Consider the following 12616-nt stretch of genomic DNA (forward strand, 5'->3'; position numbering starts at 1 on the left):
TAAAGTTAGGTTGTTACTTTGCATAAAACTTATTATAGCACTTATTTGTCACTTTTTATGGATAATTGTTACTATATTAGAAAAAAAGTAGATTATTGTTAATGAAAAACCATTTAACATATTATATAAAAAGCCCCTACATCACATTAATATAAAATGAGATATAGGGGTAAATGTTATTTAATTTCCATAAAGAAAAGTTTTAATTCGATTATAACTACTTTCATCACAAATTACTATAAAGACATCTTTAACTTTAAATGTAGAATGTGGACCTGGCGAAAGCATTAGTTTATCATCACGCCTGATACCGATTATAGTTGCACCTGTGCTTTGCCAAAATTTAGCTTCAGATATAGTTTTATCTATTATAACCATCTCAGGTTGTATCTCAAATTCGTATGGAATAAATGGATTGCTATTTTTAAATCTACTAGAATAATCTATTAGTTCATCAATAGAACAATTTATACTTTTATCTAACTCCTTTTTCTTTTCGAGTAAGTTAAAGATATTTTGTTTAATAGAACTTATTGAATCTATATCTTTAAATTTATCAATAAATTTTAGGCAATTATCTACGGAGGTTATGACTATTCCACTCCCTTTAGTAACGGTAACTATATCCATATCACTTAGAAGAGTTATAGATCTTCTTATAGTTTCTGGTGATACGTTATATTCACTTGCAAGAGAAGAACGACCATATAACTTATCTCCTATACAAAAATCTCCAGATAATATTCTGTTAGTAATATCAATAGCTATTTTTTTATAAATTGGTTTTAAAATAGTGTTAGTTGGCATTTTTGATTTTATCAAAAGGAATATTTAAACTTTCGATAAATCCTCCTCTCATATAATGTAGTTTTTAGCAAATAATTCATATAAATATTATTGTTTTTATAAGAATAAGTATAAATTATTATGTTAATATTGTCTACTGTATGTTATTTAAAATATAAAAATAAAGTAAAGTACAAATGTGAATACTAGTAAGCTAATTAAATTATATAATGTAAATAAGGTAAGGTACCTACTTTGAGCATTTGCAGTTCGGTTTTTTATGTAAAGTTTATATGAGATAACACTAGCTAAGGAAGCAACCAGGGTTCCAAGTCCTCCTATATTTACTCCAAGCAAAAGTTCTCTCCAGTTAGAAGTGAAATTTGCAAGTAGTATTGAACAAGGCACGTTACTAACAACTTGACTTAATATAATAGATGAAAAATAAGTTGTTGTTTTGCTATGTAGAAAACTTCTCCCAAACGATTTTATGAAAGGTAAACTTGATAAATTACCAATAAATATAAAGAAGCATATAAAGGTAAGTAACAAAATGTAATCTACTTTTAACAAAAGCTTTTTATTTAAAAAAAGCACTGTAAGCATTGTAATAATAAAGATTACTTTATAATTTATTATATTAAACACAGATAAAATAATAAATATAAATAGGATACAAAATACCATCATTTTTACTTTGTTTTCAATAATTATGTTATCTAAATTAAATGTAAGTTTTTTATTTTTTTCAAAGTTATTTAAAATAAAAAGCCAAACAATACCTAAAAGTGTAAAGGGAACCATTATTTCTAGAAAATCAAAACCTGTAAGTCTATAATAGGAGAAAATAAATAAATTCTGTGGATTACCCATAGGGGTAAGGCCACTACCAATATTGGCAGCTAAAGTTTGAAATATAACTAATTTTATAGGACTGATATTAGCACGTTTACTTATTATAAGGGCTAGGGGCACAAAGGTTATTAAAGCTACATCATTGGTTATGAGCATTGAACTAAAAAAAGTTAAGTATATTAAAATAAAAGAGATTTTTTTAGAACTATCGTATTTAATAAGCAAAGTTACAGCTAGTTTGTCGAGCACCTTCATATGTTTAAAGGCACTTACAATGAGCATAAGATTAAATAATGTAAATAGAACCTTAAAATCGATGTATTCTATTTTAGGAGTGGAAAAGAATGATGTTATAATAGAGAGTCCTAAAGCTAGTGTAAAAACTAAATCTTTTCTAAATATACTTAATATTTGTGTAATGTTATTATTAAGAGAACTATTGGTTAACATATTTCATCACCTGCCATGAATTTAATATATAAAACAATATTTACGATTATAATATATAAAACTATAATATTATAGCATTTAATAGATTTATAATCTATTGTTTTTTATCGGGGGTATAATATTAAAAATAACATATAATATTCAATATTTATTATAAAGTTTACAAAACAGGGGAACGAGAGTTCTCGTAATGGTGAATATAATTACCGTAATACAGTAATAATAATTGGGTACAAAATTTACTGTAGGAGGTTTAATAATGAAAAGTATATCTTTAAAAATGAAAATATTAAGTGGATTGTTATCTGCAGGCATAGCCTTTTCTGGAACAAGTGTTGCATTTGCAACTGGTAACAACAGCGAAAATGCAAAAGGTGCTACAAGTATAAATTTCAAACATTCTGAAAGTAACAAAAAAGCCGCTAAAGAACATAGGGCAAAGATGGAAGCAACACTTCAAATTGTAGTTAGGGAGAGTGAAAACTCTAATATTATTACTAAAGCTGAAGGAGACAAGGTATTGGAATATGTTAAGGTAAAATCTGATGAAAATCAAATGAATCACAAGAAAAATAAGGAAGGCAAAAAAGAGAAATGTGATGGTGAAAAAGGTGGACTATTTAATGATTTAGTAACAGAAGGTATTCTAACTAAGGGAAAAGCAGAAGTTCTTCGTGAAAAAATGTATGTTAAAAGGACAGAAATAAAAACTGCCGAAATAAGGACTGGGTTACAGGGTCTTGTAGATGATAAAGTAATAACAACTGAGCAAAGTAATAAAGTTCAAGCTATTATAATGACAAGGCAAACACAGGGAAAAGAAAACTACAAAAAAATGCAAAATATGAGTGAAAAAGAAAAACAAGAATACGTGAAAAAAATGGACGGTACTAAGGTTAATTCTATGAAGGCACTTGTTGACAATGGTACTATAACAAAAGATCAAGAAGCTAAAATACAACAGGTATTGCCGCAACATGGTCATGGACATCATCACAAATAAAAGTGCATCAAAATCATCTTTCTCCTGCGCGACTTGAAAGGAGATTTCAATTGTTTTTGCACCGCTCCTTTCAAGTAACTTCTGTAGAAAGATGATAATGTATTTAGTGGCAGAAAAACAAATAACAAGTCAAAATAGACTTGTTATTTGTTTTTTATATTAAGTAAGGCAAAAATAGTGTTGCAAGTCCTAGGAAGAAAAAGAATCCTAAAACGTCTGTTACTGTAGTAACAAATACAGCAGAGGCAAGTGCTGGATCAATATTGAGTTTCCTAAGTATAACTGGAACTGCAAAACCAGATATGGTTGCAGCTACCATGTTTAGTACCATAGAAAGACCAATAACTACTCCAAAAACAATATTCTTTTCCCATAGGTAACCTAAGAATGCTACAGCAATACCCATGGCGATGCCTGTAAATAGGCCTACACCAAATTCCTTCAATAATATTTTTAAGGAATTTTTGGCAGTGACTTCTCCAAGTGCTATGCTACGAATAATTATTGTTAGAGTTTGGGTGCCTGCATTACCTCCCATACCTGCAACTATTGGCATGAAGGTGGCCAAGGCTACGACCTTTTGTATGGTTCCTTCAAAAAGGCTAACGGTTGCGGCTGCAAGGATTGCAGTTAATAAATTTACAAATAACCAGGGTAATCTACTTTTCACGGCAGACTTAAGTGAGCCAGTAACCTTTTCATCTTCTTTTATACCTGCAAGACGATATAAATCCTCAGTATGTTCATCGCTAAGAATTTCCATTACATCATCTGAAGTTACTATTCCTAAAATCTGCATAAATTCATTTACTACTGGCATAGTTAGATAACCATATTTCTCAAATATGTGGCCAACCTCTTCTTTATCCATATCAACTGGTATGCTCATGGCATTATCATTCATAATATCAGATATTTTTACATTAAAGCTGTTAATTACGATATCTCGAAGGGATATAACCCCTTTTAAAAGAGCATTTTCATCAACAACGTATATGTAATAGGCATTATCTACATCAGGTGTTTCCTTCTGAAGGTAATGCAGAGTCTCACCGATAGTCATATTTTCTTTTATACTGACAAATTCCTTTGCCATTATTCCACCTGCACTATCTGGAGGGTAGGTTAATAATTCGGTTACTTCAGCAACATCTTCTTTATCCAGCTTTATCATTATGTTTTTAGCTTCATCTTCTGTTACTGCTTCTAACAAATCAACCAATTCATCTGAGGACATTTCATGTATAATTTTCTTTTGCATGACATCTTCATGAATTGATAGGAGGTCATATTTCTCATCATCATCCGCATCATCAATAATATCTGCAATGATATTTGGAGATAGTTTTTTAAATAAATCTAACTTAACTCCTTCGTATTGCCTAATAGCTATTAAAATATCAGCAGGATGAATAAATTGAATAAGTTTATTTACTTCATCTATAGACTCAGTTAATAAAAATTCAGTTAGTTCTATTTCGTTTAGTTTATGTGACATGTTATAACAACTCCCATAAAAATAGCTTTTTAGCACAATACTAAAAAGCTTAAGTAATTAAGATAATTTATTATATTCCACGAGGGGTTGTAGTGTCAACCTTATAGAAATAATTTAACCTAATAACAAGTTTATGACTAATGGAAAAAATGTGGTAAAATGATTATATATTAAATAAAAGGCTTTATGAGAGGAGAATTTAGTTAATGGCAATTTTGGTATGTGGTGGAGCAGGTTATATTGGAAGTCATATGGTGGCTGAACTTTTAGAAAAAGGTGAAGAGGTAGTTGTTTTAGATAATTTTCAAAAGGGACATCATGATGCATTAATGGGTGGAAAGCTATACTGTGGTGATTTAAGAGATGATGTTATACTAAGCAAAGTTTTCACTGAGAATACTATAGATGCAGTTATAGATTTTGCAGCAGATTCATTGGTAGGTGAGAGTGTTGTAGAACCTTTAAAGTATTTTGAAAATAATATTGGTTCTACAGTTAATTTACTTAAGGCTATGAGAGACCATAAGGTTAAATACATAGTGTTCTCATCAACTGCAGCAACTTATGGCGAACCAGATAATATTCCTATACTTGAAAGTGACAAAACTTTTCCTACTAATCCTTATGGAGAATCAAAGCTATGCGTTGAGAAAATATTAAAATGGTGTGATAATGCTTATGGCATAAAATATACTGCATTAAGATATTTCAATGCAGCAGGTGCACATGTAAGCTCAAAAATAGGAGAAGATCATAGACCAGAATCTCATTTAATACCTATTATTCTTCAGGTAGCACTTGGACAAAGAGAGAAAATTATGATATTTGGTGATGATTACAAAACAGAAGATGGTACTTGTGTTAGAGATTATGTTCATGTAACGGACCTTGCTAGTGCTCATTTACTTGCAGTAAAGAGACTTAGACGAGGAGAAGATAGTATAACTTGTAATCTTGGAAATGGAAAAGGATTTTCTGTTGCGCAGGTTATTGAAGCAACAAGAAAAGTTACTGGAATTAACATAAAGGCTGAAATGGCACCTAGACGTGCAGGAGATCCAGCAGTACTTATAGCTTCTAGTGATAAGGCTAAAGAAGTTCTCGGATGGGAACCTAAATATGCTTCTCTTGAAACTATTATAGAAACTGCATGGAATTGGCATAAAGGTCATCCACAAGGATACATTAAATAAGAAGGTATCCTTATGAAATTTCTCCTGGGTGACTTGAAAGGAGAGTTTGAAACATGAAATTTTATTAAGAAATTCTAATGTTTTGTGAATATTAAATTCTTTATCGCTCACACTCGACGTCCTGTCTCGGGTTCGCTAACCTGCCGTCCTGGCACGTTTACAAGAATTAATATTGACAAAACAAGAATTTCTAAATAAAATTTCAATTGTTTCTTCACCTCTCCTTTCAAGTCAATTCCGGAGAAAATTCATACTATTATATATTCATATTAAGATAAGTCTAGGCTGCCGCATTGTTATATGCTAAACGATTAATGAAAATGTAATTGGTAAAAAAAAGAGTTTTTAAAACTCATATAAATAAAAGTTTTATAGGGTTCCGCAGTGTTGACTTTGTAACTGGGCTGGTCCAAGATAAAACGCACAGTTTAATTGTGTTCACGGAAGGATAAAAGCCTGGGAGATATTCTACAATATCATCTTTGGTTTTTATTTTTTTTACTGTTAATGGTAAGTTTGTTAAGTAGTAATAAATAATTAAAAATTTTATATTAAAAGAGGAGAGTGAGAATTATGCAATGGGTGTTTTTAGTTATAGCAGGATTTTTTGAAATGGGTTGGGCTATAGGCCTTAAATATTCACAAGGATTCACAAAGCTTGTACCGAGTGTATTTACCATATTGGGAATGATAGCAAGTTTCTATTTTCTGTCTTTATCATTAAAAAGTCTTCCAATAGGAAATGCATATGCAATTTGGACAGGAATTGGTACAGTTGGTACTGTGATTTTAGGGATAGTCTTATTCAAAGAACCAGTAAATGCAATGAGGCTAGGTTGTATTGGATTTATAATAATAGGAATTGTAGGATTAAAATTGGTGTCACCTAGTTAAGGGGATTCCTCCTATGTGCCTTGAAGTGAGAGTTTGAAACTGGAATTCTCATTAAGAAATTCTAATGTTTCGCTTAAGTAAAAGGGGTGTTTTATGTCAGCTTTATTTTTAATAGTTATTTTTCTTGTTCCAGTACTTTTAACTATAGTTATTCTAGATACATATACAAAGGATAAGACTTCAATACAAATAATGTTAATAGGTATAGAAGTTACTATTGTTGGAGTATCAATCATAGCATTTGGTGGGGGTGGGTTTTCGTCTAATGAGACCTTTTACTTTAATATAATAGGATTAACTATTGTTGCAATGGGCCTTACCTCAAGTATATACGGATTAAGAAATAAAATGCAATAATAAACTTTTTCATATATTTTTAATGTAATATAATGTGATGTGTTACATTAACTTTGAGGCTAAATTATTTTTATAAGTTAAGATGATAAGCAGAGGGCATAATATAAAAGTTAGAAAATAGCAAAGGCTCAAGGAAAACCATTTTTTAAATATAAGTTATAAAAGATATTAACGAACATAGACTAAATATTGACAAAGGAAATGATAGAGAGTATCATGTGAGTAATAAGAATTATTAGCAAACAATAAGTAAACGGAGATGGGATTATGAATGAAGTAATTAAATTATTAAATGATCATAGATCAGTTAGGGATTATAAATCTGATGCTGTAAGTGAGGCGGATTTAGACCTTATAATAAGAGCTAGTCAGGCTGCTCCTTCTTCAATTAATGGTCAACAAGTTACTATAATTGGTGTTCAAAATGTAGAGAAAAAAAATAAGTTATCAAAACTTGTGGGAAATCAAGTTTATGTAGATAAGGCACCTGTTTTCTTAGTGTTTTGTGCAGATTTTTATAGAGCTAAGCTTGCGGCTGAAATTAATGGAGAAGAGTTTGTAATTACTGAAAGTGAGGAATCAAAATTAGTAGGTGCAGTAGATGTAGGATTGGCACTTAGTAATGCGATAGCTGCAGCAGAGTCATTAGGTCTTGGAATTGTACCAATTGGAGGTATTAGAAAAGAGGCACAGGCAGTAGCTGAACTTTTAGAATTACCTGAGCTTGTATATCCTATGGTGGGGCTTGTGATTGGTCATCCTTCTGATAAGTCAGAAGTTAAACCAAGGTTTCCTAAAGATGTGATTTATAATAAGGAAGTTTATAATAAAGATTCTTTAGAGTTAAAATCAAAAATCAAAAAATATGATAAAATAGTTAAAGATCACATGATAAAAGTAACAAATGGTAGACTTAATAATTCATGGAGTCAAGATATATCAGGAACATATAAGTTTTTTTATTATCCAAAAGTGAAAGCATCACTTGAAAAACAAGGATTTAATGGTAACAAATAAAATATAAATTTTATTTTTAAAAAAATTGTACAATCTCTCCCTCTGGATTATTATGTCCTAAGGTTAGGTTATACAATTTTTTTAAATTTTTTGTATTTTATTAAATTAATTAGCTAACACTAAATAAATACCATATCTATCTTTATAGTCTTTATTTTTAGTAGCATAATCAGATAAAAAGTAACCTTTAAAAAGAGCGATTATGGAAATTAATATAATAAAATTTTTTAACCTCGAATTAATCTTCATAACATTTCTCCTTTCTCTCTATTACTATGTTATTATTTTGCTCTAAAATAATATTAAAAACCTATTGAAACATAGGGAAATTGCTAAAATATATACATGGATAAATTGTTAATCAAAAATGGTTGTGGTAATTTTATTGTATAAAATTTTATATGGTAACATGGATAAATTTTTTGTTAACAATCTGGTGTAAAGTGTAAAATGAATATAAGTATGATAACATATTGATATTAAGCAGAAAAAGGGGAAATATGACGAAAAATAAAAAGATAAAAAAATATAATCAAAAAAAGAAAAAGATATTATCACCTTTATTGATTATTTTATTAGGGGTATTTGTTGTCTTTTTATCGATTATATCAAGTAATAGTAAAGTAACTGTTATAAAACCGAATTCAACAGAGGGTTTAAATAAAAATAAAAATACCCAGGTAAAAAGTGGTGTTCTTAAGGTAACTCAAAAAGATGTAGATAAGGTTAGTAATAGATATCCTAAAAGTACAAATAATGATGTTAAAAAAGAAGATGATAAAGTATCTGATAGTGATAAAAAGCAAGAATTAGAAATTATAAGAGGTGAGGTTGAAAAGTCTAAAAATGTTACAAAGGAAAAGGAGGAAAATACTAAGGATGTTCAAGTTCAGGCGGCTAATAAGCGCATTGCTCTAATAAAAGTGCATGGTGAGTTAAAGAACGCATATTTACAAGTCGATTCCAAAAATGAGAAACAGATGTTAGACATAATGATTTCAACTGTGGGCAAACTTGAAACTAATCCTTCTTATGACTTTAAGGCAGATAAGGTTAAGGTTAAATCTATTTATAGTAAGCTGGATGCGGATAGTAAGAGTGACATTAAATTGGCGATATTTAGTAATATTGATGGAGATAGTATAACACAATTAAAAAAATCTTTCGGATTATAAAAAATAAAGAAAAGGTATCTAATACATATAATGTAATTGGATATCTTTTCTTTAAAAAAATTAAATTTAAAAATAATTTTAATTTTATTAGGAAAGCTTTATTTATTTAAAAAATTTGAATTTACTTAGGAAGTTCAATATCGCTAGGAATTTCAAGTCCTGCCATTTTCATTAAGTATAATGCATTTCTAGTTGTAGAAACACCGGTTCGTAATTTATAGTCAAAGTATAATTTATCATCTTTATAATATTCACGAAGGTGATAATTTCTAACTTTTTTGTTTGTATTCTCTATGTCACCAAGTTCTAGGTCGTGGGTAGATACAAAACCTAAAGCATTCTCATTACTTAGTTTTGAAACTAAAACTTTAGCACCAGTATGTCTATCAATAGAATTAGTCCCTTTAAAGATTTCATCCAATAAGAAAAAAATGGGGGTCTTATCCTCAGTTGCAGTTACAAGTTTTTTTATTCTTAAAAGTTCTGCATAGAAGGAAGAAATATTTTTTTCTAAATTATCACTTGTCCTCATGCAAGTATAAATATCCATTATAGAGCAGATAAAACTTTCACAGCATACAGGAGCACCGGTATAGGCTAAAACTAAATTAATGCCTGTTGTCCTAAGTAATGTGCTTTTACCTGACATGTTGGAGCCTGTTATTAAAATAATATTTTTCGACTTGTCTATGTGAATATCATTGTATATTCTCTTATCTCCAAGTAATGGATGACCGATTTTTTTAGCATCAAATATAGGTGGGCTATCTTGGAATTTTGGCATAGCCCAATCACTGTGTTCGAAGGCGATGGTTGATAAACTATTTAAGGCTTCCATTTCACCAATAACTTCAAGCCATGTTTTTAGAGAGGATGCACTAGCTTTTTTAAATTGTTGTAGATTGATTAAACATTGGTAATCCCATAGGGTAAGTATATTTATAGGGAAATAGTAAATGTTTTTTCTATCAGATATTACGGTTACTAGATTTACCAATTTTTTAATTTGAGTGGAAGCTTTCATTCCATCTTTATTTACAAGCTTTTCTTTTAATTTTATTAAGTACTCTGAGGTGAACTTCTTTTTTTCTATGTGCTTAAGTAGCCTATTATATATAAGAATAGAATCTTTGTATTGATATACGGTGTCCAAATTTCTACTTACTTCTTTATATCCAACTAAAAGCAATATTATCTGAAGGACGATTGCTAACATAAATATTCTATATGATATTATCGATAAAATAAAAGATGAAAGTAGAAGAGACAAAGTAATTATCGGCAATAGTCTTATTACAGCTATTACTATGGGTTTTAGAAAAAAATCATTTTTATCTTCTGCCCATTTAAATAATTCTTCTGGGTCATGATTTTTATTTTCGCTAAGTATTGCTTCTGCTTCAAATCTTTGTGTCCATCCAATATTTCTTGCAAGTTCTTTTATAGCATTCTGTCTTTTATGTATGTCTTCAATATTATACTTAGGTTTTTGGAGAGTTTCCTTAAGCTTTTGACGTCCTAGGTAAGTAATGCAGGTGTTTATCCATTGAAAAAGAGAGTTATCACCAAATATATCTAGGTCTCTTGAATAGCTGTGAGTTTCATCAACGAAGTCCTCACCACTATCACAAAAACCCTTCCAATTGTTATCGAGACGTTTTAGGCAATTTTCATTAATTTCACATAAAATAGTACAGCGAATTTTATTATACTTTATTTTTTTGTGCTTTATTGCAAATGATATGAAGGTAATAAGTGTTGTAATTAATACGATAACACTTAAATAATAAGTAGTTTGCAGATAGAAGAAAATTGTAAAACCTAATCCGGCTACAAAGATTATTAATCTCAATAAGCTAATAAAACTTATAGTTTGATTTTGCTTTTTTAATAAATTTTCGTAATGTTTCTTTCGATTTGAGTAAGATATGGTTTTTCTTTCCATAATGACCTCCTAGATGTTTTCTTTAGTAAATACATAATAACATATTAAAGGCTTAGACCGCAATTTTCTATAAAAGTATAATATTGTAAAATAGAATTGTTTGATTTGGACTTTTGCATATAGTAATTGTGGTAATATATAAGTATAGCCAATAAGTTAAAAAATAAATTGTTTGTCTTAATCTTTCTTAAGTATAGGAGATGATGTATTATTGAAAATAACTATAACAGGGGACTTATATTCTGGAAAGAGCAGTGTAGCTAAGGGTGTATGTGAGGTGATGGATTATACCTATTTTAGTGTAGGTGAATTACAAAGAAAGCTTGCGGTAGAAAAAGGTATGACTATTATGGAATACAATGATTATGTGTTCAACAACAATTTAGATCATGAGGTTGACAATAGGACCGTAGCAGTTGGGACAGAGAATGAAAATTTTATCTTTGATGCCAGACTTGCCTGGCATTTTATACCAAACTCTTTTAAGATTTATTTTAAAGTAGATATAGATATTGCAGTAGAACGGGCTATGATATGCAAAAGAGGAAAGTCCGAGAATTATACTTGTGTGCAAGAGGCCAAGGAGAAAATAATTGGAAGAAGAAGACTTGAAGTAAAAAGGTTTAATGAAATGTATAACATTGATATAGATAATGATAGTAATTATGATTTGGTTATTGATACTACCCATATGACTATGGATGAAGTAATTAAAAAAACTATAAAGAAGTTGCAAGAATGCAGTAATAAAAGTAATACATGTATTTAAATAAATGCGTGTATTACTTTTTATTCATTTATTGATAACCTTTACAAACACCGCTAGTATTCCAGAGGTAATAAGTGGTCCTACAGGCACTCCGCCTAAAAATGATGCAGCGGCTACTGCTCCGACTATCATGGCAGGCATTATATCACTATGTCCCTGAACAGTAAGATAGTTTAAACCTTGTCCGCTTAAATATGTTGTTAAAAAAGAAAGAACTAAGGCTGTTAAGCCTATCCAGGATGTAAATACACTTTTTATGTTTACGAATGTTATAGTACCGTTAGCTATAGGTATCATAATGGCAGCTATAAGAAGTATTAGTCCCCATGTCATTCCGTTCTTTTGAAGAGGTGGATAAACATATTTATCTAAGCCTAAAAGTTTTGCCATAAGTAAAGCACAGGTTGCAATGGCAACTGAATTTGCTTTTCCCAATATCGAGGCAGCAAGAATCAGCAATAGAATAATGGTTGGATTCAAAACAAGTCATCTCCTTTAAAATATTTCTTAAAATTAATTTCTTTAAGTAATAAATAAAAATATCCATCTATAATATATTATTCGGTTTATATGGTATTGTTTCTATAATAAAATTTTAAATTTAGACACCTAAAAACATAAATCGACTAATAAAACACCATATAGCCAATAATCACACTAATATGTAGCATATG

At 29.7% G+C, this 12616-nt stretch carries 13 protein-coding genes and 1 riboswitch; of the genes, 7 read left to right on the forward strand and 6 right to left on the reverse strand.

Going from position 1 to position 12616, the window contains the following annotated elements; genetic code table 11:
• Window positions 1-180: 180 nt before the first annotated feature.
• A complete protein-coding gene (locus KPL37_RS06645) occupies window positions 181-807 on the reverse strand; it encodes a GntR family transcriptional regulator (protein ID WP_216147051.1) in 627 nt (208 codons plus the stop codon).
• Window positions 808-954: 147 nt separating this feature from the next.
• Window positions 955-2091, reverse strand: coding sequence for an SLC13 family permease (locus tag KPL37_RS06650; RefSeq protein WP_216146968.1), 1137 nt, complete (start codon window positions 2089-2091; stop codon window positions 955-957).
• A gap of 259 nt (window positions 2092-2350) precedes the next feature.
• Here KPL37_RS06650 and KPL37_RS06655 point away from each other — a divergent pair, with 259 nt between their 5' ends.
• Window positions 2351-3094: a hypothetical protein gene (locus tag KPL37_RS06655; protein WP_216146970.1), complete on the forward strand. Its 744-nt coding sequence runs from the start codon at window positions 2351-2353 to the stop codon at window positions 3092-3094.
• A 154-nt stretch (window positions 3095-3248) separates the two neighbouring features.
• Here the strand turns inward: KPL37_RS06655 and mgtE are convergent, their stop codons facing one another.
• The gene (gene mgtE, locus KPL37_RS06660; RefSeq protein WP_216146972.1) at window positions 3249-4592 is read right to left on the reverse strand and encodes a magnesium transporter; all 1344 of its coding nucleotides are present in this window, start codon (window positions 4590-4592) and stop codon (window positions 3249-3251) included.
• 206 nt (window positions 4593-4798) lie between these two features.
• On the opposite strand from mgtE, the gene galE reads away from it, so the two are divergent.
• The 4 genes from galE to KPL37_RS06680 all read left to right on the forward strand — a co-directional run bounded on the left by galE (window position 4799) and on the right by KPL37_RS06680 (window position 8053).
• Entirely contained in the window at window positions 4799-5785 is a 987-nt protein-coding gene (galE, locus tag KPL37_RS06665) for a UDP-glucose 4-epimerase GalE (protein ID WP_216146974.1), read from the forward strand.
• A 360-nt stretch (window positions 5786-6145) separates the two neighbouring features.
• A riboswitch (guanidine-I (ykkC/yxkD leader) is annotated at window positions 6146-6250 on the forward strand.
• Between the two features lie 108 nt (window positions 6251-6358).
• On the forward strand, window positions 6359-6679 hold the full coding sequence (gene sugE, locus KPL37_RS06670) for a quaternary ammonium compound efflux SMR transporter SugE (protein ID WP_216146976.1): 321 nt from the start codon (window positions 6359-6361) through the stop codon (window positions 6677-6679).
• A gap of 93 nt (window positions 6680-6772) precedes the next feature.
• The gene (locus KPL37_RS06675) at window positions 6773-7036 is read left to right on the forward strand and encodes a hypothetical protein (RefSeq protein ID WP_216146978.1); all 264 of its coding nucleotides are present in this window, start codon (window positions 6773-6775) and stop codon (window positions 7034-7036) included.
• A 267-nt stretch (window positions 7037-7303) separates the two neighbouring features.
• The gene (locus KPL37_RS06680; protein ID WP_216146980.1) at window positions 7304-8053 is read left to right on the forward strand and encodes an NADPH-dependent oxidoreductase; all 750 of its coding nucleotides are present in this window, start codon (window positions 7304-7306) and stop codon (window positions 8051-8053) included.
• Window positions 8054-8158: 105 nt separating this feature from the next.
• On the opposite strand, the gene KPL37_RS06685 is transcribed toward KPL37_RS06680, so the two are convergent.
• Window positions 8159-8302, reverse strand: coding sequence for a hypothetical protein (locus tag KPL37_RS06685; RefSeq protein WP_216146982.1), 144 nt, complete (start codon window positions 8300-8302; stop codon window positions 8159-8161).
• A gap of 251 nt (window positions 8303-8553) precedes the next feature.
• Between KPL37_RS06685 and KPL37_RS06690 the strand changes: the two genes are divergently transcribed.
• On the forward strand, window positions 8554-9228 hold the full coding sequence (locus KPL37_RS06690) for a hypothetical protein (RefSeq protein ID WP_216146984.1): 675 nt from the start codon (window positions 8554-8556) through the stop codon (window positions 9226-9228).
• A 121-nt stretch (window positions 9229-9349) separates the two neighbouring features.
• Here the strand turns inward: KPL37_RS06690 and KPL37_RS06695 are convergent, their stop codons facing one another.
• Window positions 9350-11173, reverse strand: coding sequence for a MutS family DNA mismatch repair protein (locus KPL37_RS06695; protein WP_216146986.1), 1824 nt, complete (start codon window positions 11171-11173; stop codon window positions 9350-9352).
• Window positions 11174-11384: 211 nt separating this feature from the next.
• Here KPL37_RS06695 and cmk point away from each other — a divergent pair, with 211 nt between their 5' ends.
• Window positions 11385-11942 (forward strand): (d)CMP kinase, encoded by a 558-nt coding sequence (gene cmk / locus KPL37_RS06700; RefSeq protein ID WP_216146988.1) that lies wholly within the window; start codon window positions 11385-11387, stop codon window positions 11940-11942.
• Window positions 11943-11966: 24 nt separating this feature from the next.
• Here the strand turns inward: cmk and KPL37_RS06705 are convergent, their stop codons facing one another.
• Window positions 11967-12422 carry a DUF441 domain-containing protein gene (locus tag KPL37_RS06705; protein ID WP_216146990.1) on the reverse strand — a complete coding sequence of 152 codons (456 nt, stop codon included), beginning with the start codon at window positions 12420-12422 and terminating at the stop codon, window positions 11967-11969.
• Between the last annotated feature and the right edge of the window lie 194 nt (window positions 12423-12616).

Source organism: Clostridium frigoris (assembly GCF_018861865.1).
Classification (GTDB): Bacteria; Bacillota; Clostridia; order Clostridiales; family Clostridiaceae; genus Clostridium_AD; species Clostridium_AD frigoris.